This window comes from Saccharothrix sp. NPDC042600, assembly GCF_040647305.1.
In the GTDB taxonomy this organism is placed as follows: domain Bacteria; phylum Actinomycetota; class Actinomycetes; order Mycobacteriales; family Pseudonocardiaceae; genus Actinosynnema; species Actinosynnema mutabilis.
The window spans coordinates 1-18579 of sequence record NZ_JBEZBW010000080.1; the positions used below are offsets into that span (position 1 = coordinate 1).

General features: G+C 72.2%; 14 protein-coding genes. 5 read left to right on the top strand and 9 right to left on the bottom strand.

What is annotated here, in order from left to right:
* Window positions 1–224: 224 nt before the first annotated feature.
* A complete protein-coding gene (locus tag AB0A74_RS32350) occupies window positions 225–1382 on the bottom strand; it encodes a saccharopine dehydrogenase NADP-binding domain-containing protein (RefSeq protein WP_358255514.1) in 1158 nt (385 codons plus the stop codon).
* A gap of 172 nt (window positions 1383–1554) precedes the next feature.
* On the opposite strand from AB0A74_RS32350, the gene AB0A74_RS32355 reads away from it, so the two are divergent.
* The 4 genes from AB0A74_RS32355 to AB0A74_RS32370 all read left to right on the top strand — a co-directional run bounded on the left by AB0A74_RS32355 (window position 1555) and on the right by AB0A74_RS32370 (window position 7958).
* Window positions 1555–2955 (top strand): DNRLRE domain-containing protein, encoded by a 1401-nt coding sequence (locus AB0A74_RS32355; protein ID WP_358255456.1) that lies wholly within the window; start codon window positions 1555–1557, stop codon window positions 2953–2955.
* A gap of 66 nt (window positions 2956–3021) precedes the next feature.
* Window positions 3022–4233 carry an MFS transporter gene (locus tag AB0A74_RS32360; protein ID WP_358255458.1) on the top strand — a complete coding sequence of 404 codons (1212 nt, stop codon included), beginning with the start codon at window positions 3022–3024 and terminating at the stop codon, window positions 4231–4233.
* Window positions 4230–5174: a hypothetical protein gene (locus AB0A74_RS32365; protein ID WP_358255460.1), complete on the top strand. Its 945-nt coding sequence runs from the start codon at window positions 4230–4232 to the stop codon at window positions 5172–5174. The genes AB0A74_RS32360 and AB0A74_RS32365 overlap by 4 nt, the downstream gene beginning before the upstream one ends.
* A 99-nt stretch (window positions 5175–5273) precedes the next feature.
* Complete coding sequence (locus AB0A74_RS32370) at window positions 5274–7958, top strand: lectin (RefSeq protein ID WP_358255462.1); 2685 nt, start codon at window positions 5274–5276, stop codon at window positions 7956–7958.
* Between the two features lie 4 nt (window positions 7959–7962).
* On the opposite strand, the gene AB0A74_RS32375 is transcribed toward AB0A74_RS32370, so the two are convergent.
* The 8 genes from AB0A74_RS32375 to AB0A74_RS32410 form a co-directional block, all read right to left on the bottom strand.
* Window positions 7963–8391 carry a hypothetical protein gene (locus AB0A74_RS32375; RefSeq protein WP_358255464.1) on the bottom strand — a complete coding sequence of 143 codons (429 nt, stop codon included), beginning with the start codon at window positions 8389–8391 and terminating at the stop codon, window positions 7963–7965.
* The gene (locus tag AB0A74_RS32380) at window positions 8391–8930 is read right to left on the bottom strand and encodes a sigma-70 family RNA polymerase sigma factor (RefSeq protein WP_358255466.1); all 540 of its coding nucleotides are present in this window, start codon (window positions 8928–8930) and stop codon (window positions 8391–8393) included. Before AB0A74_RS32380 ends, AB0A74_RS32375 begins: the two co-directional genes overlap by 1 nt.
* A gap of 75 nt (window positions 8931–9005) precedes the next feature.
* Window positions 9006–9326, bottom strand: coding sequence for a hypothetical protein (locus tag AB0A74_RS32385; protein WP_358255468.1), 321 nt, complete (start codon window positions 9324–9326; stop codon window positions 9006–9008).
* 150 nt (window positions 9327–9476) lie between these two features.
* Window positions 9477–10262: a DeoR/GlpR family DNA-binding transcription regulator gene (locus AB0A74_RS32390; protein ID WP_343931590.1), complete on the bottom strand. Its 786-nt coding sequence runs from the start codon at window positions 10260–10262 to the stop codon at window positions 9477–9479.
* A 70-nt stretch (window positions 10263–10332) separates the two neighbouring features.
* Complete coding sequence (locus AB0A74_RS32395) at window positions 10333–11241, bottom strand: hexose kinase (protein ID WP_358255470.1); 909 nt, start codon at window positions 11239–11241, stop codon at window positions 10333–10335.
* Window positions 11238–12086 carry a class II fructose-bisphosphate aldolase gene (locus tag AB0A74_RS32400; protein WP_358255472.1) on the bottom strand — a complete coding sequence of 283 codons (849 nt, stop codon included), beginning with the start codon at window positions 12084–12086 and terminating at the stop codon, window positions 11238–11240. Before AB0A74_RS32400 ends, AB0A74_RS32395 begins: the two co-directional genes overlap by 4 nt.
* A complete protein-coding gene (locus AB0A74_RS32405; protein ID WP_358255474.1) occupies window positions 12080–12964 on the bottom strand; it encodes an ROK family protein in 885 nt (294 codons plus the stop codon). The genes AB0A74_RS32400 and AB0A74_RS32405 overlap by 7 nt, the downstream gene beginning before the upstream one ends.
* Window positions 12965–13065: 101 nt before the next feature.
* The gene (locus tag AB0A74_RS32410) at window positions 13066–14559 is read right to left on the bottom strand and encodes an NB-ARC domain-containing protein (protein WP_358255476.1); all 1494 of its coding nucleotides are present in this window, start codon (window positions 14557–14559) and stop codon (window positions 13066–13068) included.
* A 184-nt stretch (window positions 14560–14743) separates the two neighbouring features.
* Here AB0A74_RS32410 and AB0A74_RS32415 point away from each other — a divergent pair, with 184 nt between their 5' ends.
* On the top strand, window positions 14744–18550 hold the full coding sequence (locus AB0A74_RS32415) for a discoidin domain-containing protein (protein WP_358255478.1): 3807 nt from the start codon (window positions 14744–14746) through the stop codon (window positions 18548–18550).
* The last annotated feature ends 29 nt before the right edge of the window (window positions 18551–18579 follow it).

An 18579-nucleotide genomic window follows, 5' to 3' on the forward strand; every position in this document is an offset into this window, starting at 1 on the left:
TTTGGTCTTCTCCGCAACCAGCTTTTCCGGTTGCGGAGAAGACCAAAGGGTGGTTGCCTCCGGCAGGCCGTACGGGGACAGACCGACGCCCTTCCCACCCCCGGGGGCCTGCCCGCCGGCGAGGCGCTTTTGATCTTGAGAGCGCGTCAGCGCGTAAGTCCTGAGAGCGCGAAGCGCGTCCAAGCAAGCGCAGCGTCCAAGAAAGCGAAGCGCGAAAGTGAAGCTCAAAGAGAACGAAAAGAGATGCCGGCGTTGAGGAGCCGGGAGGTCAAAGCGTGGCCCATGGCCACAGCGGTGGTCACCTGCCCGGAAGTCTGCGGCAACTCGTCGAAAGCCAAGCACATCGCCGATTCGCTGAGCATCTTCGCGGTCTCGCCGTACCCGGGATCGCCGCCGGACACCTCGGTCACCACGCGCTGCCCGCCGCCCTCGCCGTAGAACAGCACCTTGAACCACGACCGCGCCCGCTGCGCCTCGCTCGGGCCCGACCCCGGCTTGCGGCGGTCCAGCAACCAGCGCCGCACGGGCGGCACCTGCGCGAGGCCCATCAGAGCGCCCACCCCGCCTACCAGGCCCACCGCCGTCGGCAGCCGGCGAACCGCGATGTGGTGGCTGTAGGTGAACGCGGGTCCGTAGCGGTCCAGTGCCGCGGCCGAGCGCAGCACCACCTGTGGGTCGATGGTGGGCGCGGGCAGCACCCACGCGCCCACCCGGCGGTCGAACCTGGGCGCGTCGAGCTTGCCGCGCACGACCCGGCCGGGCGGCCGGCCCTCCACCGCGCGGCGCCGCTTGGCCGCGCCGGCCATCGAGCGCCACCGGGAGAACGCGGTCACCGCCGAGTGGAACGTGCCGCCCGAGAACGTGCCGGACGCGGTGACGAAACCCTCCACGGTCAGCGGCACGCCCGCCGGCAGCCTGCCGACCGTGAAGTGCACGCCCAGGTCGTAGGGCACCGAGTCGAACCCGCACGCGTGCACCAGCCGCGCGCCGGTCTCCCGGGCCGTCTCGTGGTGGCGCAGGTAGGTCCGGTCGACGAACTCGGGTTCGCCGGTCAGGTCCACGTAGTCCGTCCCGGCCCGCGCGCACGCGGCGACCAGGCCGTCGCCGTAGTGGATGTACGGCCCGACCGTCGTGATCACGACCCGGGTGGACTCGGCGACGGCGCGCAGGGACGCCGGGTCGCCGACGTCGGCGATCAGGACGTCCGGTTCGCCGGCCGAGCCGCCACCCGGGCCGTTCAGGGTCGCGCGGACGGCGTCCAGGCGGGCGCGGTCGCGGCCCGCCAGGGCCCAGCTCGCGCCCTCGGGCAGGTGGCGTGCCAGGTACTCGGCGGTGAGCCGGCCGGTGAAGCCGGTGGCGCCGAACAGCACGACGTCGTACATGCGCAAGCCCTCCCGAGGGTCGTTCACAACGACAACGACGTCATCCTCCCCGGGTGACGCCGTTATCGCGCAGTTCACCATCCCGCCGCCGGGTGATCACCGCACCGTGCCCACGCGTCCCTACCGTTCGCCGGGCCCTTGTCCGGCACATCAGCAAGCGAAGGGTTTCGGTATGCAGGGTCGCAAGGCCAGGCTCCCCCTAGCGGTCGTCGCCGTCGGCGTCGTCACCGCTGCCACCCTCACCGTCGTCGCCTCCTCCGACCACCTCCCGACCGCCTCGGCGGCCACGGCCACGTTCGCCCCGACTGCGGACACGTACGTGGACAGCACCGCCACCGGCACCAACTACGGCACCTCCGGCCAGCTCGGCGTGGACAACTCGCCGATCAAGCGGATGTTCCTGAAGTTCGTGGTGTCGAACGTCTCCGGCACGGTGACCAGCGCGAAGCTGCGCCTCCACACCGACAACGTCACCGGTGCCGCGAGCCCCAACGGCGGCACGTTCCGGTCGATGACCAACACCACCTGGTCGGAGACCGGGGTGACCTACGCCAACCAGCCCGCCATCGACGGCGCCACCCTGGGCTCGCTCGGCTCGGTCGCCCAGAACGCCTGGTACGAGGTCGATGTGACCTCCTACGTGAAGGGCAACGGGACGTTCAGCATCGGCGTCACGTCCTCCAGCAGCGACGGCGCGGACTACGACTCCCGCGAGTCCGGCTCGACCACCGCTCCGCAGCTCGTGGTCACCACCGGCACCACCACGACCACCACCGCGCCGCCCAGCGGTGACCCGGTGCTGGTCGGCGCGGGCGACATCTCGAACTCCGGTTCGGGTGACAGCGCCACCGCCGCGCTCCTGGACAACATCCCGGGCACGGTCTTCACCACCGGCGACAACGTCTACAACGACGGCACCGCCGCGGAGTTCGCCAACTACTACGACCCGACGTGGGGCCGCCACAAGGCGCGCACCCGCCCGTCGCCGGGCAACCACGACTACCACACCTCGGGCGCGTCGGGGTACTACGACTACTTCGGCGCCCAGGCCGGTCCGTCGGGCCAGGGCTACTACTCCTACGACCTGGGCAACTGGCACATCGTGTCGCTGAACTCCAACATCAGCATGGCCGCGGGTTCGGCCCAGGAGACCTGGCTGCGCAACGACCTGGCGAACAACACCAAGCCGTGCACGGCCGCCTACTGGCACCACCCGCTGTTCACCTCGGGCGCCAACCACGCCCCGTCCACGGCGACGCGCCCGCTGTTCCAGGCGCTGTACGACCACAACGCGGACGTGGTGATCTTCGGCCACAACCACCAGTACGAGCGGTTCGCGCCGCAGAACCCCAGCGGCGGCCTGGACACCGCGCGCGGCATCCGCACATTCGTCGCGGGCATGGGCGGCGCCAGCCACTACGGGTTCGGCACGATCAAGCCGAACAGCGAGGCGCGCAACAGCGACACCTACGGCGTGTTGAAGCTGACCCTGCGCAGCAACAGCTTCGACTGGCAGTTCGTGCCGCAGTCGGGCAAGACCTACTCCGACAGCGGCACGCAGTCCTGCCACTAGTCGCACCCCGCCGCACCCGGTCACCCTCGGGCCGGGTGCGGCACCCCTCGGGTTGGAGGCCTCGCCGTGTACCTGTCCACGATCGACCGCCCGAAGACCGCCGGCTGGAAGGGCCTGAGCGGCACCGTGTTCGCGCTGGGCGCGGTCAGCCTGGTCACCGACGTCTCGTCGGAGATGGTCACCGCCGTCCTGCCGCTGTACCTGGTCATCGGTCTCCAGCTCAGCCCCGCCGCGTACGGCGCGATCGACGGCCTCTACACCGGGGCGACGGTCCTGCTGCGCCTGGTCGGCGGCTACCTCGCCGACCGCACCACCAAGCGCAAGGCCGTGGCGGGCTTCGGGTACGGGCTGTCCGCCGTGGCCAAGCTCGGCCTGCTGTTCGCCGGCACGTCCACCGCCCTGCTCGGCGGGGTGATCACCGCCGACCGCGCGGGCAAGGGGCTGCGGACCGCGCCCCGCGACGCGTTGATCACGTTGGCCACACCGGAGAAGGACCTCGGGCGGGCGTTCGGGGTGCACCGCGCGATGGACGGGGTCGGCGCGTTCCTCGGCCCGCTGGTGGCGCTGGCGGTGCTCGCCGTGGCCGGGAACTCGTTCGACTCCGTGTTCGTCACCAGTTTCTGCGTCGCCGCGATGGGCGTGGTGCTGCTGGTGGTGTTCGTCCGCGACCACCGCTCCCCCGTGCCGTCCACGCCGGTCCGACCGTCCGCGTTCGTGGACCTGTTGCGGGACGACAAGGTCCGGCGGGTGGTGCTGGCGGCCGTGGTGCTGGGCCTGGCGACCATCGGCGACGGGTTCGTGTACCTGCTGCTGCAGAAGCGGGAGAACCTGGCCATCGGCTGGTTCCCGCTGCTGGCCGTCGGCACCAGCCTGGTCTACCTGCTGCTGGCCGCGCCGCTGGGCGCGCTGGCCGACCGCGTCGGCCGCCTGCCGGTCATGCTCGGCGGGTACGCCTGCCTGGCCGCCGCGTACCTGCTGCTGTTCGGCCCGCTCGGCGGGTGGCCGCTGGTCGTGGTCGTCGTGCTGCTGTACGGCGTGTTCTACGCCGCCACCGACGGGGTGTTGATGGCGTTGGCCGGACCGCTGCTGCCCGAACACCTGCGCACCACCGGCATCGCGCTCGTCCAGACCGGGCAGGCGCTGGCCTACCTGGGTTCGTCGGTGCTGTTCGGCCTGGCCTGGCACCACTGGGGCCCGGAGGCCGCCACCCGCGCCGCCGCGATCGGCGTCGCGCTGACCCTGTTCGCCACGTTGGGACTCCTCGGACGCCGCTCATGACCACCACCCGCACCCGCATCGCCGTGACCGCCGTCGCCGCTCTCGTGCTCGGCGGCGTGGCCGTCGGCTACACCGCCCTGTCCGCCGCGCCGTCGAGCACCGTGTCCTCGGGACCCGTGACGGGCCCCAAGCTCCAGGTGCTGAGCAACGGCACGCTGTCCACGGTCTCCCGCACCGACCCGGCCGGCCCGCGCGAGGTGACCGAGCAGCGCTGCGACCGCGCCTACGCCGCCGGCGGCACGATCTCGTGCCTGCGCCCGGCGGGCGCGGTGAAAGCCGGCGAGTTGGCGGTGCTGGACTCGTCGCTGAACGTCGTCCGCACGGTCCCGCTGACCGGGTTCCCCAACCGGACACGCGTGTCGGCCAGCGGCCGGATGGTCGGCTGGACCCTGTTCGTGGACGGCCATTCCTACGCCGCCAACGGGTTCTCCACCAGCACGGGCATCCTGGACGTGACCACCGGGACCCTGGTGCGGAACCTCGAAGAGTTCACCGTGGACGGCGAAGCCGGGGCGGACCGCAACTTCTGGGGCGTCACCTTCACCTCCGACGACAACCGCTTCTACGCGACCATGTCCACCGGCGGCCACCGCTACCTCGTGGAGGGCGACTTCGCGCGCCGGACGGTGAAACCGTTGGTGGACAACGTCGAGTGCCCGTCCCTGTCTCCCGACGGCACCCGGATCGCCTACAAAGCGGCGGTCAACGGCGACCCGCAGCGGGGGTGGCGGATCTCCGTGATGGACCTGGCCACCCGCGCGATCACGCCGCTCGCCGAGACGCGGTCGGTGGACGACCAACCGGCGTGGCTCGACGGGTCCACCATCGCCTACGGGATGCAGCGCGCCGACGGCGTGAACGACGTCTGGTCGGTGCCCGCCGACGGGACCGGCACGCCCGCCGTGCTCGTGCCCGAGGCGAACTCCCCCGCGCCGCTCTAGCCGGTTGACCCGGGCGGCGGGTACCGCTGCCGGCCGCCCGGGTGGGAAAATCGCAGGTGACAACGTTGTCACACCTCCTCACCCTGCGGGAGGAACCACATGCGCCTGCACTCCGCAGCGGTCGCGTTCCTGACCATCGCGGCCCTCGCCGTGCCGCTGTCCGGCACCGCCACGGCTATCACCGACCCCGCCCAGCACGTGGACCCGTTCGTCGGCACCAGGCCCGGCGGCCCCGACTTCGGGCACGGCGGCGGCGCGGGCAACACCTTCCCGGGGGCCGTCGCGCCGTTCGGGATGCTCCAGTGGAGCCCGGACACGGTCACCCACCAGCACGGCGGCTACCACTACGACGACAACCGCATCCGGGGCTTCAGCCTCACCCACCTGTCCGGCCCCGGCTGCAGCGACTTCGGCAACGTGCCGTTCATGCCGGTCCTCGGCACGAGTCCGGTCGCGCACTCGACCTTCAGCCACACCAACGAACAAGCGAGCCCCGGCTACTACTCGGTCGCGTTCGACAACGGCATCCGCACCGAACTGACCGCGAACCAGCGTTCGGGCGTCGCCCGCTTCACCTACCCGGCCGGGCAACGCGCCTCCCTGTCCGTGGACGCCGCCCGAGCCTTCAACGCCGCGAGCGGCTCCATCACGGTCGGCGCCAACACGCTGTCCGGGTACACCGACAGCGGCGGGTTCTGCGGCACGGGCAACCGCTACCGACTGCACTTCCACGTCACGTTCGACCGCCCGTTCAGCACGGCCGGCGTCGTCCAGGGCGACACCGTGGACACCACCCGCCGCAGCGTCGAGGGCAGCAGCCGGGGCAGCGTGCCGCCCGCGCCCAAGACACCCGGCAGCCGGCACGTCCCGCCGCCGCCCGCCACCACGCAGGACGTGCAGCCGTTCGCCGCCGCCGCGTTCGTGTCGTTCGACGCGACGACGGTGACCGCGCGCATCGGCATCTCGTTCGTCAGCCTCGACGGCGCGAAGGCGAACCTGGCCGCCGAGACCGGCACGAAGACGTTCGACGAGGTCCGGACGCAGTCCCGCGCGGCGTGGAACGGCTGGTTGAGCCGCATCGACGTCACCGGCGGCACCACCACCCAGCTCCGCACCCTCTACACGGCGCTCTACCACTCCCTCCTGCACCCGAACGTGTTCAGCGACGTGGATCGCCGTTACACCGGGTTCGACGGCCAGGTCCACACCACGGCCACCACCCAGTACGCGAACTTCTCCGGCTGGGACGTCTACCGCTCGCAGATAGCCCTGATCGCCCTGCTCGCTCCCCGGGAAGCCGCCGACATCGCCCAGTCCGCGGTCAACCAGGCCGCGCAGGGCGGCTACTTCGACCGCTGGACCGTCGCCAACGGCGGCACGGGCGTCATGAACGGCGACCCGATGGCCGTCATCGTCTCCACCATCCACGCGTTCGGCGGCACCGGGTTCGACACCGCCCAGGCCCTCACCCGCATGGTCAACGGCGTCAACGACATCCGCCAACGTCCGGGGTGGCTCCAGTTCAACAACTACGGTTACGTCCCGACCGGCCTGCCGGACGTGTGGGGCTCGGCCGCCACCACCCTGGAGTACACCAGCGCCGACTTCGCCATCTCCCAGTTCGCCGCACGCCTGGGCGACGCCGCGACCGCCGAGAACTTCCTTCGCCGCGCCCAGAACTGGCGCAACATCTTCGAATCCGGCGCGAAGTACCTCAAACCCCGCAACACCGACCTGTCGTGGCCGCCGTTCAGCCCGACGCAGGAGAACGAGTACGTCGAGGGCAACGCCGCGCAGTACACGTGGATGGTGCCCTACAACCACCGTGGGCTGTTCGACGCCATGGGCGGCAACGCGAACGTCGTGTCCCGTTTGGACACGTTCTTCACGGAGCTGAACGCCGGACCCAAGAAGCCGTACGCGTACTTGGGCAACGAACCGACCCTCAACACCCCGTGGGCCTACGCCTACGCCGGTGCGCCCGCCAAGACGCAGGACGTGGTGCGCCGGGCGTTGACGTCGATCTTCCGGCCCGCGCCGGAGGGTCTGGTGGGCAACGACGACCTCGGCCAGATGTCGTCGTGGGCGGTGTGGGCGGCGCTGGGCATGTACCCGCAGACGCCCGGTCGTGCCGAGCTGGTGCTGGCCAGCCCGCAGTTCCCGTCCGCCCGCATCACGCGGGGCGACGGCCGCACGATCACCATCAACGCTCCCGGCGCGTCCGACACGGCGAAATACGTGCAGTCGCTGCGCGTGAACGGGGCGGCTTCGTCGCGGCCCTGGCTCCCCGCGTCCCTGGTCGCGGATGGCGGCACGGTCGACTTCACCCTGGGAGCCACGCCCACGTCGTGGGGCAGCGCCCCGGGCGACGCGCCGCCGTCCCACGACGTCGGCCCGTACCCGCCGCGGGCGGGTGCCATCACGGGACTCGCGTCGAAGTGCGCCGACGCGGACCCGAGCATCGCGGGCAACGGCGCCCCGGTGCGGTTGTGGGACTGCAACGGCACGCCGGCGCAGCAGTGGACGCTGGCCTCCGACGGCACCGTCCGTGCCCTGGGCAGGTGCCTGGACGTCAGCGGCAGCGGGCGGGCGAACGGGACCAAGGTGCAGCTGTGGGAGTGCAACGCCACGGGCGCGCAGCAGTGGTGGCCCCGTGCCGGCGCTTTGGTGAACCCGCCGTCCGGCAAGTGCCTTGACGTGCCCAACAGCAACACGGCGAACGGCGTCCAGTTGCAGATCTACGACTGCAACGGCACCGGCGCGCAGCAGTGGCGCGTGCCCTGAGGTGTCAGGCGGTGAACCAGGGAGTGACCACGGCCCGCCCGTCCTCCCTGGTCAGCCGCAGCCGAACGGTCCGGTGCGGCAGCTCGGGCACGGCGACCCACCCGTCCGGGCCGATCCCGACCCGCCGCTGCCCCACCGGCGTCTCCACCACGACCTCACCGGAGACCCCGCCGACCAGCGCCCGCAACCCGCCGCCCTCGGCCTGGACGTCCACCGACACGTCCCCGGTCTCGAAGGCCAGCAGGTGCACGTCGTCCGCGCCGGAGCGGACCAGCGGCGGGGCGTCCCACGAGTCGTGCACCAGCTCGGCCAGCTCCTCGTCCAGCCGCCGGGTGGTCAGCGCGGCCCGCGCGGCCCGCTCCACCCAGTCGGGCACGGCGTCCACCCGGTTCGCGATCGACCGCAGGCGCTCGACCAGCTCGTCGTCGTCCATCACATCTCCTCGGCGAGCTTGCGCAGGCGGTCCAGGCACCGGCCGCGGGAGGGCCCGATGCTGCCGACCGCGATGTCCAACACGCGGGCGATCTCGACGTAGGACGGCGGCGGGTCGGCCATCAACAGGCGGATCAACCGCCGACACGCGTCCGGCAACCGGTCCACGGCCCGCCACAGGGCGGCGTCCCGTTCGGCGAGCAGCAGGCCGTCGCCCGGGGCAGGCGCGTCGTCGGCCACGTCCGGCGGCTCCTCGTCGGCCGCGCGACGGCGTTCGGCCCGGCGCAGCAGTTGCAGGCACTCCCGCCGAGCGGTGGTCGCCAACCAGGCCGCGAGCCGTTCCGGATCGCTCACCGTGCCGAGCTTCTCGACCAGCTTGAGCCACGTGTTCTGCACGACGTCGGCACAATCGGCGGTCCCGAGCCGGAAACCCCGGGCGACGGACCACAACAGGGGTGTGTACCGAGCCACCAACTCGTTCCACGCCGCTTGGTCGCCCCGAGCGGCAGCGGAGAGCAGCGATGCGTTGTCCTCGCCCACGGCGCAGGATTGTTCCGCAACCACACCCATGCCAACCAGATGCCTAACACGGACGTGGTGATGCACGAACCGCGATCAGCACCGGTTGTAGAGCGACGGCGTGCACGCGGCCCCGTCCAGCACGACCACCAGCGTCACACCGAGGGCCAGGGCCAGCAGCGGCAAGATGATCAACGTCCACGTGAGCAGCCGCCGCAGCGAATGCAGCAGCACCACGGCCTCGGTCATCGCCTGCGCCTGCGCTTCCCCCACCGTTGGCGAGGACGTGATGCGGTGCAGCGACGCTTTCGCATAGATGTTCTCGTCCCACGCCGGGCCGGTGCAGGGACCGCTTTGCGTGCTGCGGAACGGGCGGAACCCACCAGAGGCGTCCGGGGTGTTGGTCGGCTCGGACAAAGGGCACTCCTCACGGCTCGACTTGGGCCGTGTGTCGGTGCCCCGACCGGGTCCGTTACACCAGTCGCACGATCGGGGGTCGCGGTGTGGCGGGTGGGGTGTGCAGTTTTGCGCAAAATCGCTCACCCGCCGAACAACCAGCGCCGACCGTCACACCTGGACGACCTCGACCCCCCGCTCGCGGAACCGCCGGACGTCCTCCTCGCGCGCGTCGGTGTCCGTCACCAGCACGTGCACCTGCGTGATCGGGCAGATCGACGCGAACGCCCGCGCCCCGATCTTGGACGAGTCCGCCACCACCACGACCTTGCGCGCCCGTTCCGCCAGCATCCGGTTGATGTCCGCCTCGCCCTCGTGGTGCGCCGAAGCGCCCGCGTCCGGGTCGATCGCGTCCACGCCCAGGAAGGTCACGTCCAGGCTCAGACCACTCAGGATCCGGCTCGCCAGCGGCGACATCAGCTCGTAGGACTGGGGCCGCGCCACCCCGCCGGTCACCACCAGCTTGACCTGCGGGCGCACGGCCAGCTCGTTGGCGATGTTCAACGCGTTCGTCACGACGGTGATCACCCCGTCGCCCTCGGCACCGCCCACGTCGGCGCTGGTCATCAACGCCCGCGCCACCTCGGTGGTCGTGGTGCCGCCGTTCATGCCGACCACCGCGCCGCGGTGCACCTGCTCCGCCGCCGCCCGCCCGATGCGCTGCTTCTCCCCTGCCCGGCGCACGGTCTTGTACCGCAACGGCAGGTCGTAGGCCACCGAGTGGGCGACCGCGCCGCCGCGGGTGCGCGTGAGGAGTTGCTGCTCGGCCAGGTGGTCGAGGTCGCGGCGGATCGTCGCGCCGGAGACCGCCAGTTCCTCGGCGATGTCGTCGACCTCGATCTTGCCGCGCTCGGCCAGCAGCTCCAGCAGCGCGTTCAACCGCTCGTACCGATTCACGGGCTACCTCCTGTGCATGAACATTAATGCACATTACAGATGCGCAAAAGTGCATCCGCTGAACACGCCGTCACAGCGTCTCGACACGGACCTCGTCGTGCAGCTTGCGCAACAACGGCACGTCCACGCTGCCCGCCACCGGCGCGGCCACGGCCGCCGCCGACCACGCGACCGCCGCGCGCAACCGCATCGGCCACGACGACTGCTCCACCAGCCCGTTCGCCAGCGCCGCCACGGCCGCGTCGCCCGCGCCGGTCGGGTTGCCGCGCACCGGGAACGGCGGCACGGCCCGCCACCGGCCCTCGCCGGTCACCGCGATCAGCCCCTCCGGCCCCAGGGACAGCACCACCGCGCCGGCACCCAGCGCGCGCAGGCGTTCCGCGCCCGCCAAGGGGTCCGCGCTGTCCACGACCTCGCGCAACTCGGCCGCGTTCGGCTTGAGCACGTCGGCCCCGGCGGACGCGGCGGCCAGCAGCGCCGGGCCGCTGGTGTCCACCACGACCGGCACCCCCGCGCCCCGGGCCGCCGCCACGACCCGGGCGCAGGTGTCCTTGGGCGTGCCCAGCGGCAGGCTGCCGGAGCACACCAGCGCCGACGCCTCGGGCAGCCGCGCGCGGACCAGGTCGAGCAGCTTGTCCCACTCGCTGTCCAGCAGCGCCGCCCCGGCCTCGTTGAACAACGTCGCGTCGTCGTCGTCCACCACGGCCACGGTCATCCGCGTCGGCGCGTCCACGACCAGCAGCGCGTGCGGCAGCTCCGACGCCACCAGGTCCGCGCGCAGCGACTCGCCGAGCACGCCGCCCACCGGCCCGACGGCCAGCGTCGCGATGCCCATCTCGTGCAGCACCCGGCTGACGTTGAACCCCTTGCCGCCGGCCCGTTCCCGCACCGACCGGACCCGGTGCGTCGTGCCCGGCGCCAGCCGCGCCACCCGGTAGCTGACGTCCAGCGCCGGGTTCGGGGTCACGGTGAGGATCACCGGACGCTCCCGGCGGGCACCGCGTCCAGCACGCCCAGCAGCCGCGCCACCTCACCGGCCATGCGGTCGCGCGCCGGACCCAGGTACTTGCGGGTGTCCACGAGCTTCGCGTCGCCGAGCCGGTCGCGGACCTCGTCGGTGAACACCTTGTTGAGGTGCGTGGAGATGTTCACCTTCGTGATGCCCGCCTCGACCGCGCGCCGCAAGCCCTCGTCGGACACGCCCGACGATCCGTGCAGCACCAGCGGGACGTCCACAGTGGACCGGATCGCGGCGATCAGGTCGTAGTCCAGGGCGGCGTCCCGGGTGGTCATCGCGTGCGAACTGCCGACCGCGACGGCCAACGCGTCCACACCGGTCGCCGCGACGAACTCCTTGGCCTCACCGGGGTCCGTGCGCACGCCGGGCGCGTGCACGCCGTCCTTGCCGCCGACCTCGCCCAGCTCGGCCTCCACCCAGATCCCCCGCGCGTGGCAGAACCGAGCGACCTCCTTGGTCACCCGCACGTTCTCCTCGTACGGCGCGGTCGAGGCGTCGAACATCACCGACCCGATGCGGTGCAACGACCCTTCGCGCACCAAGGGCACGGACTCGATGTGGTCCAGGTGCACCGCGACCGGCACCGACGACTCCGCCGCCACCGCCAGCGCCGCCTCCAGCAGCGGCGCGAGGGAACGGTGGTAGCGCACGCAGTTCTCGCTGATCTGCAGCAGCACGGCGGTGCCCGCCCGCTCGGCGCCGGCGACGATCGCCGACGCGTGTTCGAGCTGGATGACGTTGAACGCTCCGACCCCGTGGCCGCCGGCGACGGCGGCGGAGACGATGGCGGCGGTGGGCCTCAGCACAATGCACTCCTCTTGGCGGCGAGCAGGGCCGCGCCACGGCAGCCGGCCAGCCCGCCGAGTTCGGCCGCCACCAGGCGCGGCCGGCGTTGGAAGGTCAGGCGCTCGCGCAGCGCCTCGTCCAGGGGTCGCAGCAGCAGCGCGCCCGCCGCGGACAGCCCGCCGCCGACGACCACCACCTCCGGCGCGAGCACGCTCGCCGTCCACGCCAGCGCTCGCGCCAGCGCGTCCACCGCGTCGTCCCACACGCGCCGGGCGTCGGCGTCGCCCGCGTCGACCAGCCGCGCCACGTCCACGGCTTCGGCGGCCCGGCCGGTGCGGGCGGCGTAGCGGCGGGCGATCGCGGACGCCGAGGCGATCGCCTCCAGGCAGCCCCGCCGGCCGCAGGCGCACGGCTCGTCGTGGCCGACGTCCACGTGCCCGATCTCGCCGGCGTACCCGCCGGCGTCGTGCACCCGGCCGCCCAGCACGAGCGCCGCCGCGATGCCGGTCCCGATCGGCAGGAACAGCGAGTCCCGCGCGCCGCGCCCGCCGCCGGCGGCCGACTCCGCCAGCCCGCCCGCGCGCACGTCGTGCCCGAACGCGGTGGGGCGGCCGAGCCGGTCGGTCAGCAGGGCGGCGAACGGCACGTCCCGCCAGCCCAGGTTCTCCGACCACACCGCGACGCCGCGCGCCTCGTCCACGATCCCCGGGACGACCACGCCGACGTCCGCGCCCCCGGCCGGGTCCAGCTCGCCGACCAGCCCGGACACCACGTCGACCACTTCCCCGACGACGTTCGGACCCGGGCGCGGCGTCGGCGTCGAGGCGTGCGCGAGGACCCGGTCGCCGTCGACCAGCACGGCCTTGGTGGCCGTCCCGCCCACATCGACCCCGACCACCAGACCCACCGCGCACCGCCTGTTCAAGATTGCGCTCAACTGCGCGCAATCATGCACTTTTGGTCAGATAATGCGCAAGAGGTGTGCACGGCGCCACGTGGTCACGCGGCGACGGGCCGCCCGAGGTTCACGCGGCGCAGCAACGGGTGCCCGGCCTGCCACAGGTGCTCGCCGGCGGCGTGGACGAGGGCCTCGGCACAGCGGTGCAAGTCGGCTGCCGCGTCAGGGGAAGCGCCGGACCAGACGTGGTCGAGGGAGTCGGCCAGCTCGACCGCCGGCGACACGACGACCAGGTCGCGCACCGCCCGCTGCACCAGCGGGTGGACGTGGACCCGGCCGTCCCGGTGGGTGACCAGGTTGAGGCGGTGCAGGGCGCGCAGGGCCGACAGGTCGCGTCCGTGCAACAAGACGTCGTCCGGGATGCCGTCGGGCGCAAGCAACGACACCGCTTCGAGCATCGCCGGCGCACCCGGCGACAGCGTCCGCGCGCGTTCGACGGACAACGCCACCGCCTCGGCGAAGGTCCCGTCGTGCTCGTCGCCCGGCGAGGTCGCGGGGAGCAGGTCGGCCACGCGGTGGCGGCGGTCGGCCAGGCGGGCGAGGTAGGCGGGGACGTCCAACCCCGAGTCGATGAGGAACGCCGCCGCCTGGGCCGACGCCAGCGGGTGGCGGCCGAGCGCGTCCGCGAGCGCCGCCAGGTCGGGGAGGTCGTGCCGGGGATCGACCGACAGCCGGTCCACCAGGTAGTCGGTGGCCTCCTCGGGCGTGAACACGCCGACCGGGACGACACGGACGTCCGGTCGCAACAACGCGGCGTCCCGGCGGCGGGTGGTCACCAGGGTCCGGCCGTCGCCCTCGGGCCACAGCCCGGACAGCACGGCCGGGTCGTCGAGGTCGTCCAGCACCAGGAGCCACGGGGTGCGCGTCGAGCGCAGCCACTCCAAGAACCGGTCGGCCGCCACGTCGTCGGAATCGGAAGTCTCCCCCAGCGCGCGCCAAGCACGGGCATAGCCGCCGAGCACCGAAGAGCGGTCGGCGGCCGACACCCACACGAGCACCTCGCACCCGGCCTGGCGGAACGCGGCGGCGGCCAACTGCGACTTGCCGACCCCGCCGCCACCGGTCAGCACGACGCGATGGGACTGCGACAGCGCGGAATCGACCACGGCGGCGAGTGCCGGCCGAGCGCGCGACGCCGCCGCGGGACCGGGCGGACGCCCGACGACCAGCCGCGCCGCCGCCGGGAGAGCACCCGCCGAAGGCCTGCCCGGGTCCGCCGGCGGGGCCGGGTCCGTCGCGGCGCGCTTGCTCCGGGCCGCCCGCCACAACTCGCGCAGACGGGCCACCTGGCCCGAACCGCCGGTCGCCAGCACCAGGGCCAACACCACGTCGAAGTCGCGCGGCACCGACCGGCCGCTCGTCCACTCGCCGAGCCGGCGCGCGTCAACCGCGACCCGCCGACCCGACGGCAGCGTCACCCCGCCGGCCCGCCGCGCCAGCCCCTCGTCGGTCAGGTCCGGCAGCCGGTCGCGCAAGCCCGCCACCGCCGCCGCGAACTCCGCCCGCGGGTCCCCGGACCGCCTCCCACCTCCCATGACGGCGAGCGTAGGTCGGCGGCCGGACGCCGTTCACGAGGAAGTTTCCGCTCTCGCCCGACCACCGTCGCCCGCTGGTCTGAACCGTTGACTTTCGCCTCAGCCGTCTGCAACTCTGCGGACCCATCGGCGCAAAAACTCGACAACCGAGCGGAACTTCCTGACAAAAGACGGGAACAACCACATGTCACCGACGACACGTGCCCCTGCCCTGCTCGCCGTCCTCTCGTTGGCCGCCCTGTCCCTGGTCACGGCTCCCGCGCACGCCGCCCCTGTCACGCACCTCGACCTGGGCACCCCCACGCGCATCGACCAGATCAGCCTCACCGCGCTCGACACGGGCGACCGCACGCTGGCCGTCCAGGGCAGCCTCGACGGCCACTCCTACGCCACGCTCGTCCCCAGCCGCTCGCACCGGCTGGGCCGCAACCCCACCAGACTCGACCTCGACCCCACCCTCGTTCGGCACGTCCGGGTCGTCGGCGAATCGGCCAGCCTGGAGGTCCGCGAAGCCGGCCCCGGCGTCCAGCTCGCCGCCAGCTACACCGCCGGCAGCCACAACGACGTCTACCACCCGGCCAACGCCGGTGACGGCAACGCCGCCACCTACTGGGAGAGCCGCAACAACGCCTTCCCGCAGTGGATCCAGGCCGACCTGGGCACCACCGCCAAGGTCGACCGGCTCGTGCTCAAGCTGCCCACCGCCAACTGGGGCACCCGCACCCAGACCCTCGCCGTCCAGCACAGCCTCGACGGCACGTCGTTCAGCGACCTCGTCCCATCGGCCGGCTACACGTTCAACCCCGCCACCGGCAACACGGTCACCATCGAGTTCACCGCCGCCACGACCCGGCACGTGCGGCTGACCATCACCGGCAACACCGGGTGGCCCGCGGGCCAGCTCGGCGAGTTCGAGCTGCACGGCCCCACCGGCGGCGACACGCAGGCGCCGACCGCGCCCACCAACCTCGCCTACACCCAGCCCCAGGCCGGCCAGATCCGCCTCACCTGGACCGCCGCCACCGACAACGTCGGCGTCACCGGCTACGACGTCCACGCCAACGGCACCCTGCGCACCACCGTCACCGGCACGTCCTACACCGACACCCAGCCCGACGGGCTCGCGGTCACCTACCACGTCGTCGCCAGGGACGCCGCCGGCAACACCTCACCGCCCAGCAACAGCGTCACCCGCAGCGGCACGACCGGCGAGAACCTGGCCAAGGGCAAGCCGATCACGTCCTCCGGGCACACCCACACCTACGCCGCCGCGAACGCCAACGACGACAACGTGAAGACGTACTGGGAGGGCTCGACCTACCCGAACACGCTCACCGTGCAGCTGGGCGCGAACGCCGACCTCAGCTCGGTCACCCTCCGCCTGGACCCCGACTCCACCTGGGGCACCCGCACGCAGAACGTCCAAGTGCTGGGCCGTGAGCAGGGCGCGTCCACCTTCACCAGCCTGGTGCCCGCGCGCGACTACACGTGGAACCCGGCGTCCGGCAACACCGTCGCCATCCCGGTCTCCGGCCGCGCGGCCGACGTCCAGCTCCGGTTCACCGCCAACTCCGGCGCGCCCGGCGGCCAGGTCGCCGAGTTCCAGGTGTTCGGCACCCCCGCGCCCAACCCGGACCTGACCGTCACCGACACCGCCTTCACCCCGGCCGCGCCGGTCGAGACCGACGCCGTCACGCTCTCGGCCACCGTCCACAACACCGGCAACGCCGCGTCCACCGCCACCGACGTCACCTTCTTCCTGGGCGCCGACGCCATCGGCGCCGCCCAGGTGGGCGCGCTGCAACCGGGCGCGTCCGCCGCCGTCACCTTCAACGCCGGACCGCGCGCCGAGGGGTCGTACGAGTACACGGCGAAGGTGGACGAGACCCGGAAGGTCGCCGAGCGGAACGAGACCAACAACGCCCGCGTCCACCCGACCCGGCTGACCGTCACGCCCGTCCCCAGCCCGGACCTGCTGGCCGCCCCGGTGAGCTGGTCGCCCGGCAACCCGTCGGCCGGCCAGACCACGACCTTCACCGTGGCGCTGCGCAACCAGGGCACCATCGCCACCAGCGGCGGGCACACCGTCACGCTCACCCTGCTGGACGCCTCGACGGGCAGCACCGTCCGCACGTTCTCCGCGTCCCACAACGCCTCCATCGCGGCCGGGGCCACCACCGCCCCGATCACCCTGGGCACCTGGCCCGCGGCCAACGGCAAGTACACCGTCCGCACGGTGATCACGCCCGACGCCCGGGAGATCCCCGCCAAGCAGGGCAACAACACCACCGAGCAGCCGCTGTTCATCGGCCGCGGCGCGAACGTCCCGTGGACGCACGTCGAAGCCGAGGACGGCGTCACCGCGGGCGGCGCGGCCAAGATCGGCCCGAACCGCACCATCGGCGACCTGGCGGGCGAGGCGTCCGGGCGGCGCGCGGTGACGCTGAACAGCACCGGCGCGTCGGTCGAGTTCACCACCACCGTGCCGACCAACACGCTGGTCACCCGGTTCTCCATCCCGGACGCGCCGGGCGGCGGCGGCATCAACGCCACGCTCAACGTCTACGTCAACGGCACGTTCCACAAGGCCCTCGACCTGACCTCGCGGCACATCTGGCTCTACGGCAACGAAGCCGCGCCGGGCAACTCGCCGGGCGAGGGCGGGCCGCGGCACATCTACGACGAGGCCAACCTCCTGCTGGGCAGCACGTTCCCGCCCGGCACCCGGATCAAGCTGCAGAAGGACGCGGCCAACACCACGGCCTACGCCATCGACTTCGTCAACTTCGAGGTCGCCACCGCGCGGCCCAACCCCGACCCCGCCCGGTACGTCACGCCGACCGGGTTCTCCCACCAGGACGTGCAGAACGCGCTCGACCGGTTCCGCATGGACACCAGCGGCGCCCTCCTGGGCGTGTACCTGCCGGCGGGCCGGTACGAGACCGGGCAGAAGTTCCAGGTCTACGGCAAGCCGGTGCGCGTGGTCGGCGCGGGACCGTGGTTCACCCGGTTCTTCGCCCCGTCCGGCCAGGAGAACACCGACGTGGGCTTTCGCGCCGAAGCCTCCGCCAACGGGTCGCTGTTCAGCGGCTTCGCCTACTTCGGCAACTACACCAGCCGCATCGACGGTCCCGGCAAGGTGTTCGACTTCCAGAACGTCTCGAACATCACCATCGAGAACCTGTGGGCCGAGCACATGGTGTGCCTGTACTGGGGCGCGAACACCGACTTCATGACGTTGAAGGACTCCCGCATCCGCAACACCTTCGCCGACGGCCTGAACATGACCAACGGCAGCACGGACAACCGGGTGTCCAACATCGAGGCCCGCTCGACCGGTGACGACAGCTTCGCGTTGTTCTCCGCGATCGACGCGGGCGGCGCGGACGAGAAGAACAACGTCTACGAGAACCTGACCTCGCTGCTCACCTGGCGCGCGGCGGGCCTCGCGGTCTACGGCGGGTACCTCAACACGTTCCGCGACATCTACATCGCGGACACGCTGGTGTACTCCGGGGTCACGATCAGCTCGCTGGACTTCGGCTACCCCATGAACGGCTTCGGGCCCGACCCGACGACGTTCAGCGGGATCACCCTGGTCCGCGCGGGCGGCCACTTCTGGGGTCAGCAGACGTTCCCGGCGATCTGGCTGTTCTCCGCGTCGAAGCCGTTCCGGGGCATCCGGGTGCAGGACGTGGACATCATCGACCCGACCTACAGCGGCATCATGTTCCAGACCAAGTACACCGGTTCCACGCCGGAGAACCCCATCCAGGACACCGAGTTCCGCAACATCTCCATCAGCGGGGCGCGCAAGAGCGGTGACGCGTTCGACGCGAAGTCCGGGTTCGGGTTGTGGGCCAACGAGCTGCCCGAGCCGGGGCAGGGTCCGGCGGTGGGCGCGGTGACCTTCCACAACCTGCGGTTCTCGAACAACTTCCAGGACATCAGGAACACGACCAGCACGTTCAAGATCACCATCACCGGCTGACCGGTCGCGGCGCCGCCCCGTCCCGCCCG